Origin of the sequence: Psychrobacter sp. 4Dc, assembly GCF_002836715.1 — a bacterium.
GTDB lineage: Bacteria > Pseudomonadota > Gammaproteobacteria > Pseudomonadales > Moraxellaceae > Psychrobacter.
Window position 1 is genome coordinate 19,768 of the sequence record NZ_PJAT01000087.1, and the last position, 19,056, is coordinate 38,823.

Annotated in this window: 17 protein-coding genes; 10 read left to right on the forward strand and 7 right to left on the reverse strand. The window is 44.6% G+C overall.

Annotated elements, in window-relative coordinates:
* Nucleotides 1–6: 6 nt before the first annotated feature.
* Entirely contained in the window at nucleotides 7–2,184 is a 2,178-nt protein-coding gene (locus tag CXF61_RS05980) for a TonB-dependent siderophore receptor (protein WP_165597530.1), read from the reverse strand.
* Between the two features lie 432 nt (nucleotides 2,185–2,616).
* Between CXF61_RS05980 and CXF61_RS05985 the strand changes: the two genes are divergently transcribed.
* On the forward strand, nucleotides 2,617–4,122 hold the full coding sequence (locus CXF61_RS05985; protein ID WP_165597531.1) for a PepSY-associated TM helix domain-containing protein: 1,506 nt from the start codon (nucleotides 2,617–2,619) through the stop codon (nucleotides 4,120–4,122).
* Nucleotides 4,123–4,291: 169 nt separating this feature from the next.
* Here the strand turns inward: CXF61_RS05985 and CXF61_RS05990 are convergent, their stop codons facing one another.
* Nucleotides 4,292–6,061: a multidrug ABC transporter permease/ATP-binding protein gene (locus CXF61_RS05990; protein WP_227526614.1), complete on the reverse strand. Its 1,770-nt coding sequence runs from the start codon at nucleotides 6,059–6,061 to the stop codon at nucleotides 4,292–4,294.
* Nucleotides 6,062–6,157: 96 nt separating this feature from the next.
* Nucleotides 6,158–8,467, reverse strand: a complete 2,310-nt coding sequence (locus CXF61_RS05995) for a TonB-dependent receptor (RefSeq protein WP_165597532.1) — start codon at nucleotides 8,465–8,467, stop codon at nucleotides 6,158–6,160.
* A 135-nt stretch (nucleotides 8,468–8,602) separates the two neighbouring features.
* Between CXF61_RS05995 and CXF61_RS06000 the strand changes: the two genes are divergently transcribed.
* Genes CXF61_RS06000 through CXF61_RS06010 form a run of 3 tightly spaced genes read left to right on the forward strand, consistent with a single transcriptional unit; the run spans nucleotide 8,603 to nucleotide 10,696 of the window.
* Complete coding sequence (locus CXF61_RS06000) at nucleotides 8,603–8,920, forward strand: bile acid:sodium symporter family protein (RefSeq protein ID WP_264755669.1); 318 nt, start codon at nucleotides 8,603–8,605, stop codon at nucleotides 8,918–8,920.
* Complete coding sequence (locus CXF61_RS06005) at nucleotides 8,913–9,875, forward strand: SDR family oxidoreductase (protein WP_165597533.1); 963 nt, start codon at nucleotides 8,913–8,915, stop codon at nucleotides 9,873–9,875. Before CXF61_RS06000 ends, CXF61_RS06005 begins: the two co-directional genes overlap by 8 nt.
* Before the next feature lie 17 nt (nucleotides 9,876–9,892).
* Nucleotides 9,893–10,696, forward strand: a complete 804-nt coding sequence (locus CXF61_RS06010; RefSeq protein ID WP_227526615.1) for an SDR family oxidoreductase — start codon at nucleotides 9,893–9,895, stop codon at nucleotides 10,694–10,696.
* A 234-nt stretch (nucleotides 10,697–10,930) separates the two neighbouring features.
* On the opposite strand, the gene CXF61_RS06015 is transcribed toward CXF61_RS06010, so the two are convergent.
* Genes CXF61_RS06015 through CXF61_RS06025 form a run of 3 tightly spaced genes read right to left on the reverse strand, consistent with a single transcriptional unit; the run spans nucleotide 10,931 to nucleotide 13,294 of the window.
* A complete protein-coding gene (locus CXF61_RS06015) occupies nucleotides 10,931–11,752 on the reverse strand; it encodes a bile acid:sodium symporter family protein (protein ID WP_165597534.1) in 822 nt (273 codons plus the stop codon).
* A gap of 23 nt (nucleotides 11,753–11,775) precedes the next feature.
* Nucleotides 11,776–12,990, reverse strand: coding sequence for an IS256 family transposase (locus tag CXF61_RS06020; RefSeq protein WP_165597535.1), 1,215 nt, complete (start codon nucleotides 12,988–12,990; stop codon nucleotides 11,776–11,778).
* Nucleotides 12,991–13,033: 43 nt separating this feature from the next.
* Complete coding sequence (locus CXF61_RS06025; RefSeq protein WP_165597536.1) at nucleotides 13,034–13,294, reverse strand: hypothetical protein; 261 nt, start codon at nucleotides 13,292–13,294, stop codon at nucleotides 13,034–13,036.
* A 359-nt stretch (nucleotides 13,295–13,653) separates the two neighbouring features.
* Here CXF61_RS06025 and pqqA point away from each other — a divergent pair, with 359 nt between their 5' ends.
* The 6 genes from pqqA (at nucleotide 13,654) to CXF61_RS06055 (ending at nucleotide 18,036) form a co-directional block, all read left to right on the forward strand.
* Nucleotides 13,654–13,728, forward strand: a complete 75-nt coding sequence (gene pqqA / locus CXF61_RS06030) for a pyrroloquinoline quinone precursor peptide PqqA (protein WP_075107140.1) — start codon at nucleotides 13,654–13,656, stop codon at nucleotides 13,726–13,728.
* Nucleotides 13,729–13,807: 79 nt separating this feature from the next.
* Nucleotides 13,808–14,719: a pyrroloquinoline quinone biosynthesis protein PqqB gene (gene pqqB, locus CXF61_RS06035; protein ID WP_165597537.1), complete on the forward strand. Its 912-nt coding sequence runs from the start codon at nucleotides 13,808–13,810 to the stop codon at nucleotides 14,717–14,719.
* Nucleotides 14,720–14,763: 44 nt separating this feature from the next.
* Nucleotides 14,764–15,522 (forward strand): pyrroloquinoline-quinone synthase PqqC, encoded by a 759-nt coding sequence (gene pqqC / locus CXF61_RS06040; RefSeq protein WP_165597538.1) that lies wholly within the window; start codon nucleotides 14,764–14,766, stop codon nucleotides 15,520–15,522.
* Nucleotides 15,519–15,815, forward strand: a complete 297-nt coding sequence (pqqD, locus tag CXF61_RS06045; RefSeq protein ID WP_165597539.1) for a pyrroloquinoline quinone biosynthesis peptide chaperone PqqD — start codon at nucleotides 15,519–15,521, stop codon at nucleotides 15,813–15,815. The genes pqqC and pqqD overlap by 4 nt, the downstream gene beginning before the upstream one ends.
* Entirely contained in the window at nucleotides 15,812–16,984 is a 1,173-nt protein-coding gene (gene pqqE, locus CXF61_RS06050) for a pyrroloquinoline quinone biosynthesis protein PqqE (RefSeq protein WP_165597540.1), read from the forward strand. The genes pqqD and pqqE overlap by 4 nt, the downstream gene beginning before the upstream one ends.
* Nucleotides 16,981–18,036, forward strand: coding sequence for a dipeptidase (locus CXF61_RS06055; protein WP_165597541.1), 1,056 nt, complete (start codon nucleotides 16,981–16,983; stop codon nucleotides 18,034–18,036). The genes pqqE and CXF61_RS06055 overlap by 4 nt, the downstream gene beginning before the upstream one ends.
* Nucleotides 18,037–18,115: 79 nt before the next feature.
* Here the strand turns inward: CXF61_RS06055 and CXF61_RS06060 are convergent, their stop codons facing one another.
* A complete protein-coding gene (locus CXF61_RS06060; protein WP_165597542.1) occupies nucleotides 18,116–19,030 on the reverse strand; it encodes a LysR family transcriptional regulator in 915 nt (304 codons plus the stop codon).
* Between the last annotated feature and the right edge of the window lie 26 nt (nucleotides 19,031–19,056).

The following is a 19,056-nucleotide window of genomic DNA, read 5'->3' on the forward strand; positions in this document are numbered from 1 at the left end:
ATTTGATTAAAAATTGGCTTTTAGACTGACTGACATTTGACGTTCAGGTCCCATCCAGCAGTTATCGATGTCGTAACACGCACCAACATAGGTCTTATCAAACAGATTGTTGATACTAGCTCCTACCGCCAGCATAGGATTGATTTGATAACTGCCACCAATATCGACCAAGGTCACGCTTGGTAGCTCATCTGTGTTTTGCTTGTCAATCTGCATACCGTCTTCGTAACGAATGCCAGCATTAAGAGTGAGCTTGTCCGTAGCATAGTAGTCTGCCCATAGCGTGGCTTTGTGTTTAGCAGTTTGGGCAGGAGTGTTGCCGACCACATCAGGGTTGAACTCATCTTCTGTGATCTCAGCATCGGTGTAGCTGTAGCTTGCCGCGAGATCTACCCAGTCATTAAGCATACGACTGCCTGATACCTCAAAGCCTTTTGATTGAATTTCACCAGTTTGAACTTTCTGTCGATAATCAGCAGGATTGGTTACTACGACATTTTTCTGTGTGATATCGAATACGGCAAGCGTTCCTTGAGTGGCATGGTCTGGAGACAGATATTTGAGGCCTGCTTCTAGCTGATCAGCAGTGCTTGGTTCAAAAGGTTCATTAGTAATAAAGTTGCTACCAACAACGGGCTGGAATGACTCTGAATAGCTGACAAATGGTGATAAACCATTGTCAAAATCATAAATCGCAGCAAAACGGCCGCTAGTCTTTGATGCATCATTACCAAACGTCTCATTATTATAAACTGCACCTTGAGAGGCGTCAGTTTGCTCGGTCGTACTCTCGAAGTTGTCGTGACGTAGTCCGGCTACAACGGTCAAATCTTGCCACCTCATCTCGTCTTGCACATAGAATCCAAGCTGGTTTTGTTCGATATCTTGCGTCTGACGATAGGTATCTAGCGGTAGCGTAGCCGTATTTACTTGTGAGTAGTCTGGATTAGACAAGTCAAGATTTGGCGAGCCATTTGCACCAGCATCATAGTAAATCGCGCTGCTGTCTGTCTCTTGATACTCAGCACCGAACAGTAGATTGTGCGAGGTATTGGCAGTATCGAATGTATAGGCCAGTTGGTTATCTGTGGTCCAATTATTCATGCTCTCATCCGTGGTATATGCCACGCGATTGAGAATCGTGTCACTGCCCTCTACAAACCCTCTATTATACATATTGCGTTGTTGCGCCTCGGCATCGGTATAGCGCGTGATATGTTTAAAAGTCAACTGGTCATTGATATCCCAGTTCACAGTAACACTTGGCATAAATACTTCTTTACTAAATTTATTCCATTCATCGCCTGCATAGGCATCACTGCCGAGCTTGCCATAGCTTGCCTTGTAGACAGTGCCGACAGCAGGTAAGGGGGTAGATGGTACCATCTCTGGATCATCTTGATAAAACAGATTGGCAAGTACCGAGACATCATCAGTTGCCTGCCATTCAAGCGATGGATTAATCAGCAATCGCTCTTCTTCTGTGGTTTGCATTTGACCGTCTTTTTGGCGTTTTAGCGCAACAAATCGATAATCCAAGGTGTCCGTGATAGGCCCTGTACTATCGACGGCCACTTCTTTTAGGTTCTGATGGCCGAGTCGAAGCTGCACTTCGTTCTCTTGAGTGCTTTTAGGGGCTTTGGCGATTTGGTTCACCATACCGCCGGGTGCTGCATAGCCATAGAGGGAAGATGCAGGACCTTTCACCACCTCGACCGCTTCAGTCGCATAGACATCGACTTGTGGCATTAGGTTCCAAGCGCCATCGTAGGGCAGTCTTAGTCCGTCATAAAAGTTTGAGTAGGTTTTAAATCCGCGGATATTGTACTCATCAAAAACAGATACCGTACCGCGGCTCTCAGAGCTTACGCCTGGCTCATAACGTAATGCAGCATTGACACTATCAGCCTGACGCTTTTGCAACAGGTCTTGATCAATTCTGGTATAACTCATTGGCGCATCGTTTGGATCCAATGCAGTTTTGGTGCCAGTACTACGATAGCCATCTGAGTAGACGGTAATAGCATCTAAGGTAGCTGATGGTGTAGCAGCCTCATCGTTTTCAGTATTGTTTGTCGTCTCTACAGCGTAAGCGGCGTGACTCATACCCATGATCAGGCCAATTTGTACTGCTGTGGTGAGATATTTTTTGCGAATGACGTTAGTGGTTAGATGAGACCGCATCAGATTTCCTCTTGGACTAAAATGATTAAATATTATTTGTAACAGTTAAAGCAAATTTATAAGGATGCTAATAATAACACTAATGATAATTATTATCATTAAAAATTACAACGAGACAGTTTTGAGAAGTATTTGCACTGTTAATAAGGGGCTAAAGACAGAGTATTGCGAATAGAGCCATGCAGATTTACTATTTGGAGCGATGTATTTTAAACGATGGTTTTTGTCAGATTTTTCTCGTATTATGCAGCAGCATTCTGAATACAATTATTTACAGTAGGATTTTTACATCGCTGTATTGCAGTCATCATACGGCGTCATCCTAGTTCTTTGCGAGACTTTTTAAGATTGGCCTTGCAAGCAGATACATCACTATTATCGATAGGTTTACGTTGTTTATTGAGCAACCAAAGATTGTTTAAGGTCACATTTATGGACACACCCTCCAACCAATCCACCAATAACCAACGCTATTTCACAGTGTGGCGTTGGCATTTTTATGCAGGCATTTTTGTTGCTCCCTTTTTAATTGTCTTAGCGATAACGGCGCTCGGTATGCTGTTTATGTCCAACACAGTAGGACGTGATAACGACCGCTTAACGGTTATCGTGCCAGAGTCTACGGTTCAAGCACCTGTCTCTACTCAAGCAAAGAACGCGCTGAGCACCTTGTCTGATAGCACACTGGTTAAATATATCGCCCCTCGTGATACCGATACGGTGGCTTTATTTCAGATAAAATCAGACGACCAAAACAATATGGTGGCAGTCAACCCCTATACAGCCGATATCGTCCAAAGTGTGCCTACCAGTAGTGGTCTTTATAGTACGTTCAATGATATTCACAGTGATTTGCTGATTGGCAAAGTCGGTGATTATTTGTTAGAAACGGCGGCATCATTAACCATTTTAATGATTTTGTCTGGTTGGTATCTGTGGTGGCAAAAACGTAAATCAGTCAAAGCGATGTTGATACCTAGTGAAAGGGTAACCAATAAGAAAAAGCGCTCTTTTATCCGTACGATTCATGCGACATTGGGTAGTTGGATATCTGTGCTGCTACTGTTTTTCTGTATATCAGGTATGGCATGGGCAGGTGTATGGGGCGAAAGAGTGGTGCAAGCATGGAGCCAGTTTCCTGCGGGTAAGTGGGGCGTTGCACCTGTTCCTGTATCGATTGACCACAGTCAACATGCTGCTATGCAAGAGTCTACACCAGCGCCGCATGTACATGGTGCGGCAGCGTCTGAAGCGCATACTGAAGCACCCACGCATGGCAGTGCCCTAAACTCTGGCGACACCAAAGAAGTTCCTTGGGTACTTGAGCTGACGCCAATGCCTGTGTCAGGCACGACCATGGGTAAAGATGGTATCGCCGCCAATATACCCATTATGATTGATACAGTGGATCGCTACGCTCGTGAAATCGGCTTTGAAGGGCGTTATCAATTGAACCTACCACAAGGTAGTACAGGCGTCTGGACCATTAGCCAAGATTCAATGAGCTATGATATGAAAAGTCCGACAGCAGATCGTACAGTACATATCGACCGTTATTCGGGCAATGTCTTAGCTGATATTCATTTTGATGACTATAATGCGTTTGGTAAGTTTATGGCGGCAGGTCTCGCACTGCATATGGGCACGCTCGGCTGGTGGAGCTTACTGGCCAATGTGCTGTTTTGTCTATCGGTGATTGCCATGTGTGTGAGTGGCTATGTCATGTGGTGGCAGCGTCGCCCGCGTCATGCTAGTGAGTATCGCGGCCTCAACCCGCCAGCGCGTGGGCAGCGTTTTACCGTTTGGTGGCCGCTCGCTATTCCTTTATTGGCAGTGGCTATCATATTCCCAACTGCCATTATTGCGATTGTGATTATTGCGTTATTGGACTTTTTAGTGATTTCTCGTGTTGGGTTTTTGCAGAAATGGTTAAAATAAGCGCATAGCAGAATACAGCTGTTCCTTATATAGTAAAAGAGCGCCTTATAGTAAGGCGCTCCTTTTTTTGCTTAAAAAATGCTTAGATTAACTGCCATTTAGCTTAAAGTTGATCAAACGTTTTATGGGATTGAAATAGCTCGGTCCATGCTAGTAGTTAAAGCATTGCTTACTTAAGCATAGCAATGGCATCTTTGCTAGCACGCTGTCGCTCTTCGGCATTTAACTCAATGAGACGGCCTTCTTTCATCAGTAATAATCGATCAGCATGCTCAAAATAACCGTCATCATGACTAATAATAAACAATGTCTTACCCATGGCTTTTAGCTCAGGGATGAGCGTTTGGTAAAACACGCGGCGAAAGGCAGGGTCTTGGTCGGCTGCCCACTCATCGAGCAGTAATATGTCTTTTTGTTCGGCGACGGCGATTAGCATGGCCAAGCGTTTTCTCTGACCTTGCGACAGCTTATCTGTAGAGAGTTTATGGTCAGACACACTTACTTTTTCTTGTAGATTGAGCTTATGCAGCCAGTCAGACACTAGGTCAGCATCAGGCTCATTGCCCTCATATCCAATCAGTTGCTTAAATAGATGTTGGTCGCTAAAAATCGCGGAAAATAGCTGTCTAAAATCGGCGTTGTTCTCTGAATTAACGCTTTGTCCATCGACTTGTACCGTTCCTGTAGTAGGAGTAAAGATACCAGTAATGATTTTGGCAAGGGTAGATTTACCGCTACCATTCGCACCGATCAAGAAAACCACATCGCCTCGTTGCAAGGTTAAATTGACGGACTTTAAGATATTATTGGTAGGGTTTTGATTGCTATCACTGTTATCGCTATTTTGAGTATTATCATTAACTGCTGTGTCTGGTGCATTACTATTATGACTACTGCCTACATAGCGATAATTGATATTATTCAAAGTTATAGATTTCCAGTCCTGTGCAACAGTATTTGTCGCAAAGCTCGGCTGATGCTCGGCCAATTCTAAAGACTGTATCTTTTCTAGCGCAACTTGAGCGGTCTGCAATGTTGGGTAAGCGCCAACCGCATGTAGGAGCGGCGACTGCATAAACAAAATCGTCAAAGAAAAAGTAGTGGCAACCCCCATCGGAATATCGAGATAATTGGCCACTGCAAACACGATACCAATCGATGCGAACATCATAATATTGGACCAGTTCACCGCTGATAAATGAAAAGTATCAGACTTGGTCACGGTCTTCTCGTACGATTTGGCATGAGCCAAAAAATCATCTGTATACAGTTTTTCTGCTCGATGTTGATTAAGAGCAAGCTCTTTACGACCTTCTATTATCGATTGATAATCCTGATATAACGCATCATTAATCTCTCTTAATTCGGTCAAATGGGTATAGACATGCTTGACCAATATGGTACTTATCCAAATCGTCATCACAATCCAAAACATGACAATGAACAATAATGGCAACGACAACCAGCCCAGATATAGCCCAACGCCAACAGACAAAATAATACCTTGTACCAGCTCTGGCATACGAACAAAAGCAACAGTAATCGATTGAATATCTGAAGATAAGCTGGCAAGTAAGCGTGCGCTACCCAGATGGTCTATCTGAGGAACGGTAGTATCGATGATTTGTTTGACCAGTTTTGTTCTAAGCTCATAGACGAATCGATGTCCCAATCGCGTCAATGCATATTGCGACAAAAATGTCGTTACTAGCAGTAACAACACCAGCAGTGAAAACTGCGCCAAACTTAACCAAGATAAGGTATCGAATACTGGCTGACTGATAAAGGTATGATTGATATAGGCAATAATACCCACGCTGACAGCGGCATTGACCAAATTTAGCAAAATGACTTTGAGAAAAGGCAGACGATAATTCGCCCAAATCATATGGTATAAAGAAGCAGTCATGCGAGAGGACGCTGTGGTATGAGAGGACATAGTAACTCAGTAATAGAATAAATTTTTGATAGCAGAAAAGGGAGTAGGTCGCGCCTAATCCCTTTTATAAAACCTAAGAAAGCCTACTAATAAATCTTAAAAATCGAACGTTGCCGATACTTTTAAGGCCGTTGGTTCACCTGCATTTAGATAGCCTGCATCTGAATAACCGCCTACTGACTGCCAGTAGTCTTCACCTGTGACATTGGTTACCATGCCTTTTAGAGTAACGTCTTGTCCTGCCAACATAGTGCGATAGCGTGCACCAAGGTCTAAGGTAGTATAACCATCAACCTTTAAGGTATTGGCATTATCCGAATAACGAGAGCCTGTGTGGATAATATCACCCGTCAATGTCAGTCCTTCAACGGCGGCTAAATCATACTCTAGGTTGACATTGCTCTGTAAGGTAGGCACACCAATCACTCGATTACCATCTAATGCACTATCACCAGTGTCTTTTTGCTTAGCACTTAAGTAAGTAACACCAGCATTGAGGCGCATGTTTTCACTTGGGCTACCAAAGACAGTCAACTCCACACCTTGATGACGATTTTCTCCAGCAGCAGTAAACGTATTTGAGTTGTTGATATAAGCACGCGGTTCATCAGTTCGGAAGACAGCGAGACTACTGCCAATCATACCATTGTCGTATTTCACACCCAGTTCAGTTTGCTCACTCACGTACGGATCTAGATTTTGACCACCATTAGTGACAGCGTCATTATCGTTAGTTAGAGGCGCTCTTTTTCCTGGTGCTAGACTTTCGATATAATTACCATATACAGACCAGTCCATCGTTGGCTGATAAACAATACCGATACTTGGGGTCCACTCACTCTTATCGTAATGAGCCGTTTCTGCCTGCGTGTTGGCATCATAGCTGGTGGTTTTTATATTTTGATGACGCACACCCAAGGTGGTTTTCAGTTTGTCATCGAACATCGATATGGTGTCTGCTAGCGCAAAGCTTTGGAGTTGCTTTTCATTGGTTAATTTGGGGTCGTCTAAATTTCCACCGAAGATTGCTGTGCTTGTAAAAGGGACTTCCGTGTAGTCGGTAGGGCGATAAAAATTGGTCGCTAGCTGATTGCCAAAATCATATGCGAATGCGCCTTTTTCTTCTTGATCATAGAGGTTTGCGGCAAACACTAAGCTATGAGCCACTTCACCGGTTTGTAATTTACCACGCAGACCAAGCTCGGCGCTTTGTACTTTATCTTCTCGAGTATTGTCAAAGCGATAAACTGTACCCGCACCATCAACGTTGTTGACAGTTAACGTGGCTAGTGAGTTTTCTTCCTCGCCACTTCGCACACCGTAAGCACCATAAGCGGTAATATTGTCATTAAAGTCATATTCTCCTCGAATCGTACCAAAGACATCCTTTTCATCTGAGTAGGTCCAAGGCTGCGCCCAATTTTTTGAGCCGTCTGGAGCATTTGGTACACTAGAAACCCCACCAAGATTGACACTAGGACGAGTCTCTGACAGCTTATTGTCTTGCCAACCTAAATCTGCTGATAGGCGATACTGATCTCCTCTATAGTCCAAACCAAGGGCAGCCAAACCCAAGGTCGATGACTCATCATCGATAGCGCTGTCACCATCTTGATAAGCAGCATTAAAGCGAACGCCAATAGCATCATCGCTACCAAAGCGATCACTGACATCTACTGCGACCTTACCTTGGTCACCTTGACCATAGCCAACCGTTAGCTGACGTAGTGGCTCATTATCCGCTCGTTTGGGTAACAGGTTAATCGTACCGCCTGCGTTACCACCACTCGGTGCTGCGCCATTTAACGTCGCTGAGGCACCGCGCTGAACCTCGACGCGCTCGAACAACTCAGTTGCAATGTACTGTCTAGGTAAGATGCCGTATAGACCATTGTACATGGTGTCATCTGATGTGGTGATAAAGCCACGCATGAAGTAGGCCTCTTGAAAGTTACCAAAACCTCTTGCCACACGTACAGTAGGATCTTTTTTGAGTAGGTCACCCACACTTTGCGCTTGCTGATTGGCGATATATTCATTGGTATATGAGGTGGTAGAGAACGGCGTGTCCATGATGTCTTGGTTGCCCAAGAGTCCGACGCGGCTGCCTATTGCCACCTGACCACCTTCATATGCGCTAGGTAACCCATCTGCTGACGCATCAGCACTACTGGTGACGACGATAGTATCAAGTACCACATTAGGGGTGGTTTGAGTATCTGCATCATCTACTAGCGCCCATGCCGAGTGACTTGTGGTTAGGATGATGACTGAACATAGTGATTTTAGAGGTAGTGATTTCGTCGATACTAGGCGTGAAGGTATGGACGCTAATCGTAGAGAAGCGCCAGACACATTCAGAGAATTAAGACGAAACAAAGCAGCAGATAAGCGAGACAGTTGCATGAATATTTCCAGCATGTAATTTAAATCGTTATTATAATGATAATCATTTCTATTACAATGAATTACTGAGTCAATTTTAAATATACTAGGTTTGGTAAAGTACGGCTGTTGCTTGATAAGGTGCTAATAGCTTTTGTGGCGATCGCTTTTTCTAGCAATTTCGCGCTATTTTTAGAGCGTTTTCATAGCTTCTTTTGGTTGGTTGTTGGCCATAATTTATTGGCGCTTTCGTTAGGTTATGGCATGGGGCTAGTGCTCAAGTTGCCAGTCGCGGATCGGCGCGCGGTGACTTTAGAAGTAGGAATACAAAACTCAGGGCTAGGACTGGTTATTTTATTTACTTTTTTCCCAGAGGCAGGCGGCATGATGCTGATCACGGCATTCTGGGGCGTATGGCATTTGGTGTCAGGACTGACACTTTCACAAATTTGGGCACGGATACCCTATGAATAAAAGCGTAACGAATAAAAGCATAGTGAACAAGCGTATATTAATCACTGGTGCCGCAGGTTACATCGGCCATCAGTTGGGCAATCGTCTGGCTGCTCATTACCATGTCATCGGTACAGATATTCGCAAGCGTGATGACCTAGACTTTCCAATCCACGTATTAGATGTGCGTGATGAGTGTTTGGCAACGTTACTAAAAGAAGAGGGCATCACTCATGTCGTGCATCTCGCCTCTATCTTGCAAGCGTCAAAAGATCGTGCTCGTGACTATGATATCGATGTCAATGGCACGCGCAACGTAATTGATTGCTGCATCAAAGCAGGTGTCGCACATATAACGCTCACCAGTTCGGGTGCTGCCTACGGCTATCATGCTGACAATCCTGAATGGATTGATGAGCAAGATGCACTACGCGGTAATCCTGAGTTTGCCTACTCGGATCACAAAAGACAAGTCGAGGAAATGCTTGCAGCATTCCACGAGCAGCATCCACAATTACAGCAGCTGATTTTTCGACCTGGCACCGTACTAGGCGCTGATACGCGCAATCAAATTACCAGTCTGTTTATGGCACCGCGCGTGCTTGCGCTCAAAGGTAGTGAGTCGCCTTTTGTGTTTATTTGGGATCAAGACGTGATCGGCGCTATGGAAATGGGGATTCGCGAGGATAAATCTGGTATCTATAACATGGCAGGCGATGGCGCACTGACGATGAGGGATATCGCAAACCGACTTAATAAACCGCTATTGACCCTGCCAATGGGTTTGGTTAAAGCTGGTTTACAAGTGGCAAAATGGGGTGGTAAGCCAACGGGACCAGAGCAGGTTAATTTTTTGCGTTATCGCCCAGTACTGAGTAACAGGCGACTCAAAGAAGAGTTTGGTTACTCTTTGGCAAAAACGTCTGCCGAAACCTTCGAGTACTTCATCGAATGTAATGGATTGCGTAAACCTTGATAGGGAGATAATCATCGATGCCATCAATATCATCAATAACTGTTACTTTAATCACTGGTGCTGCATCAGGACTTGGTTGGGCGATGGCACGGTACTGGTATGCCGCTGGGCATCACTTAGTACTCGCTGATATAGATGAGCAAGCGCTGATCGCCCGCGCTCGTGAGTTAGAGGACTCTGCTAGAGTCATGACAGTCGTCACTGATATCACTCAAATTGATGATATTGCTGCCCTTATTGAGCAAGTTAGCGAGCGCTTTGGCCGTCTTGATCTATTGGTGAATAATGCTGGGATTACCCATCGATCACCAGCACATCAGACTGATCCTGCGGTGTTCCGCAAAGTTATGGCGGTAGATTGGCAAGGAGCAGTGGAGCTGACCATGGCTGCGTTACCGATGCTAAGAGAATCTAAAGGCCAAATTATCTGTATCGGCTCAATGGCTGGCTGGATGCCCGTTCCTGGACGGGCTGCATACTGTGCGGCAAAAGGGGCGCTGACACAGTTCTTTGAAGTATTGCGCTTGGAGCTAGAGTCTGAGGGTATACATATCCTTATGGTCTATCCTAGCTTTCTTGATACACCTATCGAGAACCACGCGCTCGGCCGTGATGGCAGTATCGCAAAGCATCCACGCTCAATGATCGGTAATATGCGTAGTGCTGAGTGGATGGCCGAACGGATCGATCAAGGTTTGCAGCGGCGCAAACGTTGGATATTGCCGGACCCTCTCTCGCGCTTTGGCAGTTTACTGTGGCGTATTGCGCCAGCTTTATACTTGCGTCAGGTGCGTAAACGTTTTGGAAATGAGTTACGATAGACTGCGTTAGGTGAGAACCTAGAAGAGAGGCTAGCAGTTCATGCAAATTGTCGATAGTGCTATGCTAAAAATACTATGCTGGAGAGCGCTATATTAAAAAACACTATGTTAAAAGTCTCTATGTTAAGAGGTACATTATTAGAGAACACTATGCTAGAAACAATGATCTAGCATAGCTTTTTAACTTTACTAACTGGTTCAATATCACCTAGTTCAGTACTACCTTTATTAGTACTAATGATTTCTAATTGGTTTGCCAAGCTCCATGGTCTCTTCAGTCTCGATGACGGTAGGATTTTTCGCTTCTTGACGTTTATCCCACCAAGCAAAGATATTGGCCAATACAGAGCCAGAAACAGAGTGCCAAATACAAGCGACGGCGGCAGCGATGGCGGACTCTGCATTGCCAGGGAAAAATTTCGTGCTTAAGCCAGTGGCCAGACCTGCATTTTGTACGCCAACCTCGATAGATATGGTGCGTTTTTTGGGTTTGCTCATACCAAATAAGGCCCCTGAGTAGTAGCCCAATATATAGCCGACGATATTGTGTACCGCAATGGCCAAGATAACGACTAGCCCTGACTGCAAGAACTGATCGCCAAATACAGCGGCAACGCCACCGACGATAGCGGCAAAAGCTAATACAGCCACGCCTGGCATCACCGCACGTACATCATTAAACCAGTGTTTGTTTTGGAATAGTATGTTTAACATAGAGCCGATAGCGACTGGCAACAATGTCACTAATAGCATAAAGCGGAACATACCCCAGCCATCCATCTCTACAGATTGACCAACCAAATAATTGAGCCAAAGTGGCGTCACTAACGGTGCAATGATGGTCGATACGGTGGTCATACCTACCGAAAACGCCACATCACCTTTGGCAAGGTAGCTCATAATGTTTGAAGACACACCACCAGGACAAGTACCAACCAATACTAGACCCAGTGTCAACCCAGGTGATAAATCAAACAATCTAGCCACGCTAATCGCTAAAATCGGCATAATGGTATATTGGATAATTGAACCGATAAAAATATCAAGCGAGACCATCCCAGATTCTGTGTAACTGCCATTTAGATTAAATGCCTGCTTATACGGTCATCAAACATAATCATAAAGCGATTCAAAGCAGACGTCCAGTTACGGATTGGCATCGACCACTTTTTAGACGCCTGCTGGGTGGCTAAGTACACCACTTTGAATGCTGCCTGATCAGATGGGAACACCTTACGCTTATTCACTGCCGTCCGAATCACACTGTTTAGCGACTCTATCGCATTGGTGGTATAAATCACTTTTCTGATGTCTTTCGGATACTCAAAGAACACCGTTAAGCCCTCCCAGTTATTGCGCCAAGACTTGACCACGTGCGGGTAATCTTTGCCCCAAGTCTCATCAAAGTGCTCAAGATTGGCCTCTGCCATCTCAAGGGTATCAGCGCCGTAAATGGCCTTTAAATCAGCCGCTACGGCCTTTTTATCCGTCCACGGCACAAACTTCATTGAATAGCGCACCATGTGTACGATACACAGCTGAACCTGTGCCTTTGGATAGACGGTGTTGATGGCATCAGGGAAACCCTTTAGACCGTCAACACAAGCAATGAGGATATCTTGTACGCCACGGTTTTGAAGCTCGGTAAGAACACCCAGCCAGAACTTAGCGCCTTCATTCTCTGAGAGCCACATACCAAGCAGCTCTTTCTTACCGCTAAGATTGATGCCTAGGGCTAAGTAAATGGCTTTGTTGATGATCTGCTTGTCTTGACGTATCTTCACGACGATGCAGTCCAAATAGACGATAGGATAAACACTGCTCAGCGGCCGGTTCTGCCAAGCGGTGATGTCCTCTAATATATTGTCAGTGACTCTTGAGACAAGAGAGCTTGAGATGTCGACATCGTAGAGCTCTTTAATGCTCTCTACGATCTCAGTGGTGGTTTGACCCTTGGCGTAAAGGAAGATGATTTTATCATCGAGACCTGAGATACGGGTTTGATGCTTACTAACGAGTACAGGCTCAAAGCTGCTATCACGGTCTCTTGGGGTAGAGATTTCAAGATCGCCTGTATCACTGCGGACGGTCTTTTTAGTGTGTCCGTTGCGCTTGTTTGGTTTATCTGCTTTCTCATGCTTGGGGTAGCCGAGATGGTCTTCCATCTCAGCCTCTAAGGCAGTATCGATAAAAGATTGCATGAGCTGCCTCTGAAAGTCTTTGATGTCATCGAAGCTGTTCATGCTACCAGCCATTTGCTCGGCCAGTTTTTTAATGTCAGATTGAGTAGTCATTGCTTATTCTCCTGTTAGTGGATTATAAGCAGTTACACAGTTTTTAGGAAACTCCCAGCCCCACATCATCATGAGTAAGTGCCACTCTCTTTACTGAGACAGCATATTCCCATAGCTCACCTTTATCACAAACGAACTGATCGTTATTAAAGGCTACAATAGGGACCAATAATTCATAGTAACCATTATCTATGGTTGCTATAGCATAATCATCGCTAACGTTGCTGACAGCACACCATACATAGTTGCTGACATTTCCCAAGATGGCTTTGGTTAATTCACTGCCTTGTAATTCAGCAATCATCTTCAGGCTCCAATATCTATCAAGTTAAACTATTACTTTATAGATAAATTCGGTTTTTGCAATATATCTGTATAACCCATAAGTTCTCGAAATACGCTTACCTCACTTCGAGCAGATTTTTTATAGTTATAATTTATACTCAAACTATTCAAAGATATTTTTAATCTTATGCTCGATATACTGTCTTTTTAACATGATAAATAGGCTTTCATCTGTGCTATAGAAGACTGCTTGATCGATGTTCGTTAACGCTTTACTAACATCTAACAAATTGACAGCAAGGGTTGGCTTATACTACCATTGAAAACTCACTTTATTAATCTTACCTATTATGTGTAAGATCGTTTCGGAGTAACCTCATGCAGTGGACTAAACCAGCTTTTCAAGACATCCGTATCGGTTTCGAAATCACTATGTATTTTGAAGCACGCTAAAAACTCATAAACCTGAATACATTAAAAGCCCTAGATGATTAGGGCTTTTACTTTTTTAGCAATTTGGAAATATTGATCTATGCATATTCACGTTTTAGGCTCAGCAGCGGGTGGCGGTTTTCCGCAGTGGAACTGTAACTGCGATAATTGCCACGGTGTCCGTCAAGGCACGATTCAGGCAAAAACCCGTACCCAATCTTCTATAGCCATATCAGAAAATGGTGTGGATTGGATCTTATTCAACGCGTCACCTGATATCCGCCAACAATTATTTGAGTTCAAGGCAGCACAGCCTGCACGTCAACTAAGAGATACAGGTATCACAAATGTGGTCTTAATGGACAGTCAGCTTGACCATACGACTGGGCTATTGACCCTTCGTGAAGGTTGTCCGATTCCTGTTTGGTGTACTGAGATGGTCTATCAAGATCTAACGACAGGATTTCCTCTCTTTAATATGTTGAAGCACTGGAATGGCGGCTTGCAACATCATCAAATTGATCCAAAGAAGACCTTTAAGATTGAAGGGTTTGACAATTTAGAATTGACGCCTTTAGTGATTAGAAGCTCTGCACCGCCCTATTCTCCGCACCGTAATGACCCGCATGATGGCGACAATATTGCGCTGATTGTAAAAGACTTAAAAACACAAAAACAACTCTTTTATGCGCCAGGTCTAGGTAAGATGGACGATCAAGTAATGCAAATCATGAAAAGCTCTGATTGCGTAATGATTGACGGTACGCTATGGACGGACAATGAAATGCAAGAGTGCGGTGTTGGTACAAAAACTGGTCAAGACATGGGACATTTGCATATCAGTGGTGAAGATGGCTCATTGCATTATCTAGACCAGCTCGATAACGCTCGTAAGGTATTGATTCATATCAATAATACCAATCCGATATTGAATGAACAGTCTGAACAGGCTGCGACATTAAAACAACATGGTGTTGAAGTGGCATTTGATGGTATGCAAATTGAGCTTTAAGACAAACGGTAAGGTAAAGATAGCAATCGTAAGGTGAAAACACAATGCAAGAAGAAAACACAGCGTTAAGCCCAGAAGCGTTTGAACAAGCGATTATGGCTAAGGGTCAGTATTATCATATTTATCATCCCTTTCATATCATGATGCATGAAGGCAAAGCGACACAGCAGCAGATTCAAGCATGGGTTGCCAACCGTTTTTATTATCAGATCAACATTCCATTGAAAGACGCGGCCATTATGGCAAACTGTCCTGATCAGCGCGTGCGTCAAGAATGGATTCAGCGCATGATTGACCAAGATGGCGTATATCCTGACGGCGGCGGTCGTGAAGCATGGTTAGGTCTGGCAGAGGCAGTTGGTTTGACGCGTGAGCAGGTGATTTCTGAAGAGCTAGTGCTACCGGGTGTGCGTTTTGCCGTCGATGCTTATGTGAACTTTGCGCGTCGTACCTCATGGCGAGAAGCCGCCAGTAGCTCACTGACCGAGCTGTTTGCCCCGCAAATTCACCAGTCACGTTTAGAGTCGTGGCCCAAGCATTACCCTTGGATAAAAGAGCAAGGCTATACCTATTTCCGCTCACGCTTGAGCCAAGCGCGCCGCGATGTTGAGCATGGTTTGACCATCACGCTTGACTCGTTCAAAACGGCTGAGCAACAAGAGCGTATGTTAGAAATCTTACAATTTAAGCTCGATATCTTATGGACGATCTTGGATTCCTTGAGCTTGGCCTATGTGCATAATCAAGCCCCTTATCAAAGCGTTACCACTGACAATGTCTGGCATAAAGGATTGTTTAAATGAGTATACCTGCTAGTTTACCTGAGCTGGATCAATCCATCGTACCGGTATGGCGTCACGGTTATCGTTTTCAGTTTGAGCCTGCGCAAAACGCCTATGTCTTACTCTATCCTGAGGGTATGATTAAGCTCAATGACAGTGCCAGCATCATTGGGCAACATATTGATGGTAAAGCGTCCATTGCTGATATTATCCAAAAGGTACAAGCTATGTTTGGGGATATCCCCGAAATCGAGCAAGACATCATTGAATATATGCTGGTCGCCCAGCGTGAACATTGGATTGATTTAGTATGAATACGCCAGTCGGACTACCGCTATGGCTGCTTGCTGAGCTGACCTATCGCTGCCCCTTACAATGCCCCTATTGCTCAAACCCTATTGACTATGCTCAGTATAAAGAAGAGCTAACGACAGAGGAATGGTTTGATGTGTTTGATCAGGCGCGGCAAATGGGCGCGGTACAGCTTGGCTTTTCTGGCGGTGAACCACTGGTTCGTCAAGACCTAGAAGAGCTGGTCGCTTATGCGCATAACCAAGGCTTTTATACTAACTTGATCACGTCGGGTATGGGATTGACCGAAGCTCGGATTGCGCGTTTAAAAGAAGCAGGTCTTCAGCATATTCAAATTAGCTTTCAAGCCAGTGATCCAACGGTCAACAATGCCTTGGCAGGTTCAAAACATGCCTTTGAGCAAAAGTATGAGATGTCACGTCTGGTTAAGCAATACGACTATCCGATGGTACTTAACTTTGTCATTCATCGGCAAAACATCGATCAGATTGACCAGATTATTGACCTCTGCTTAGAGCTGGAAGCCGACACGGTCGAGCTGGCTATTTGTCAGTTTTACGGTTGGGCATTTGAGAATATAGAGGGTTTGCTACCAACCAAAGCGCAAGTGGTCCGAGCTGAACGCATTACCAATGAATACCGCAAGCAGATTGAAGAACGTAGTATCAAATGCAAACTTATTTTTGTGGTGCCTGATTATTATGAAGAACGTCCAAAGCCCTGTATGGATGGCTGGGGCAAGATTTTCTTAACAGTGGCCCCAGACGGTACAGCCCTGCCTTGCCATGCTGCGAGACAAATGCCAATACAGTTTCCTAATGTACGAGAGACACCGCTGTCAGATATATGGTATGAGTCTGCGAGCTTCAATCAGTTTCGCGGTGATGACTGGATGCCTGACATCTGCCAAAGCTGCCCAGACAAAGAACGCGATTACGGCGGCTGCCGTTGCCAAGCGTTTATGCTGACTGGGGATGCTAAAAATGCTGATCCTGTCTGTGGCAAATCGCCTTATCACTACCTAATTGAGGAGGCGCGTATCAACAGCGAGACGCCTGTACCTTTTGAAGAACTGCGCTTTCGTAATCCAAAGAATTCTAAGTCACTGAGTAACAAACAGCTGAATAAAGACAAATTGATTCCTACTCGTATGGTAACAGGTGAAATATGAATGCTAATACTAAGCCTGTCATATTTGACGGACATAATGATCTTTTGACTCGCCTTTGGCTAAGTTCAGCTGCCGATCCAGTACATGACTTTATTTATGGCACGTTACCGGGACATTTGGATTTACAACGCTGCAAAGAAGCAAATTGGATGGGCGGACTGTTTTCCATTTTCTTACCGCCCTTCGCTTATGTGAAAAATAATCATCCTGACAAATTAGCCAACCCATCACATTCAGATTTTACTCCGCAAGAAATCGTCGATATCTGCTGCACACAATTGAAACTAGCCCAGCAACTAGAGGCAAGATCTGACGGTCAGATTCAGATTTGCACCTCGTTAGAACAAATCAAAGCCTGTCAGCAGAACAAGCAACTGGGCATTGTATTGCATTTGGAAGGTGCTGAGTTTTTAGCCATACAGCCTGACCTACTGAATGTGTTTTATAAGGCAGGGCTTAGAAGTATTGGCCCACTATGGAATAGAAAGAGCCTCTTCGGTGATGGCTTAAATGCGTCTTTTCCACACTCTCCAGATACGGGAACTGGGCTCACAACTCAAGGTAAAGCGCTTGTTTTGGCCTGTCATGACAAGCAGATGCTGATCGACGTGTCGCATATGAATGAACGCGCTTTTTGGGATACGCTAGAGATTGCCTGCCAGCCTATTGTTGCGACACACTCCAATTCGCATGCTCTATGTCAGCAAGCACGGAACTTAACTGATCAGCAGCTGGCTGCTATTAAACAAAGCGATGGTTTGGTTGGAGTGAATTTCGATGTGGCGTTTCTTCGTGCAGATGGGCAACGTAATACGCAAACATCACTCGATGTGATTGTCGACCATCTTGATTATCTGATCGACCATCTAGGGGAAGATCACGTTGGGTTTGGCTCTGATTTCGATGGTTGCCTACTACCTGATGAGTTATCTGATATCAGTCAAATCTATATGTTGATTGAGCGAATGCAACAACGTCACTTCTCAAATCAACTGATTGAAAAGGTGACGTCAAAAAACTGGTTTACGGTGCTTGATAAAATATGGCAATAGTCATAATAATCAAGCAATTACTGTCTAGGAACTGTTGTTTTGCTCGTCTGAGTAAACAGGGTAATCATTAGTTCTCGTTTTACCTTAATACCTGCTCTACCCGTTCAATCAAGTATTCTTTGACCGCATTAAACAATGGATCGATTAATCGCCGTTCTGGGCAAATCAAATACAGCGGATAGTTGGCCACTTGCCAGCCGTCCAACTCCACCTCGACCAGTCTCCCCGCCTTTAAATCGCCGGCTATATCTAACTGAGACTTTAATGCGATGCCTTTACCCGCCACTGCCCAGCGGCGTACAACGTCACCGTCTTTACTTCTGCGATTGCCATCCACTTCCACACGTTTAGTCTTGCCCTCTTTTTCAAAAGTCCACTCGCTCAAATACTTTTCATCATGACCCAAACGTAAACAATTATGCTGCGATAAATCTTCCGGCATTTTTGGGATACCGATACCCTTATCAATTTTGCTCAAATACTCCTTTGACGCACACAGTATAGGGCGATTATTCAACACTATGGGTAGTGCGACCAGTGATGAATCTTTGGGCGCGCCGTAACGTAGTGCCAAATCAATCTGCTGACCGTACAAGTCCACATAGCTGTCTGACATATGTAGCTGCACCGTCACTTTTGGGTGAATGTCTATAAAATCGTCCAACCAAGGCAAAATTAAGTTTCGACCCAAATCTGATGATGCTGACAGCCGAATTGTACCCATCAGCTCAGCATCATTGTCATGCAGTCCTGCATAAGCATTGTCTAAAATAGCCACCGCATCTCGGCAATGCTTTAAATACTGCTCACCTTTACTGGTCAGACGTAGCCGGCGGGTTGAGCGAATAAACAATACCGTTTCGATTTCGGCCTCTAACCGTTTTATTGCTGCACTCACCACTGCAGGTGACAAATCTAAGTGGCGCGCGCAGGCAGACAAGCTACCTAAACGAGCGGTCTCAATAAAAATACGTAAATCCTGCAAATTTTTCATCGTCATGCCTTCGTTCAATTAGCGTC

Excerpts from the sequence above, each read along its gene's own strand:
- CXF61_RS05980 (WP_165597530.1), bottom strand. The coding sequence starts at position 2,184 with ATGCGGTCTCATCTAACCACTAACGTCATTCGCAAAAAATATCTCACC.
- CXF61_RS05985 (WP_165597531.1), top strand. The coding sequence starts at position 2,617 with ATGGACACACCCTCCAACCAATCCACCAATAACCAACGCTATTTCACA.
- CXF61_RS05990 (WP_227526614.1), bottom strand. The coding sequence starts at position 6,061 with ATGTCCTCTCATACCACAGCGTCCTCTCGCATGACTGCTTCTTTATAC.
- CXF61_RS05995 (WP_165597532.1), bottom strand. The coding sequence starts at position 8,467 with ATGCAACTGTCTCGCTTATCTGCTGCTTTGTTTCGTCTTAATTCTCTG.
- CXF61_RS06005 (WP_165597533.1), top strand. The coding sequence starts at position 8,913 with ATGAATAAAAGCGTAACGAATAAAAGCATAGTGAACAAGCGTATATTA.
- CXF61_RS06010 (WP_227526615.1), top strand. The coding sequence starts at position 9,893 with ATGCCATCAATATCATCAATAACTGTTACTTTAATCACTGGTGCTGCA.
- CXF61_RS06015 (WP_165597534.1), bottom strand. The coding sequence starts at position 11,752 with ATGGTCTCGCTTGATATTTTTATCGGTTCAATTATCCAATATACCATT.
- CXF61_RS06020 (WP_165597535.1), bottom strand. The coding sequence starts at position 12,990 with ATGACTACTCAATCTGACATTAAAAAACTGGCCGAGCAAATGGCTGGT.
- CXF61_RS06025 (WP_165597536.1), bottom strand. The coding sequence starts at position 13,294 with ATGATTGCTGAATTACAAGGCAGTGAATTAACCAAAGCCATCTTGGGA.
- pqqB (WP_165597537.1), top strand. The coding sequence starts at position 13,808 with ATGCATATTCACGTTTTAGGCTCAGCAGCGGGTGGCGGTTTTCCGCAG.
- pqqC (WP_165597538.1), top strand. The coding sequence starts at position 14,764 with ATGCAAGAAGAAAACACAGCGTTAAGCCCAGAAGCGTTTGAACAAGCG.
- pqqD (WP_165597539.1), top strand. The coding sequence starts at position 15,519 with ATGAGTATACCTGCTAGTTTACCTGAGCTGGATCAATCCATCGTACCG.
- pqqE (WP_165597540.1), top strand. The coding sequence starts at position 15,812 with ATGAATACGCCAGTCGGACTACCGCTATGGCTGCTTGCTGAGCTGACC.
- CXF61_RS06055 (WP_165597541.1), top strand. The coding sequence starts at position 16,981 with ATGAATGCTAATACTAAGCCTGTCATATTTGACGGACATAATGATCTT.
- CXF61_RS06060 (WP_165597542.1), bottom strand. The coding sequence starts at position 19,030 with ATGAAAAATTTGCAGGATTTACGTATTTTTATTGAGACCGCTCGTTTA.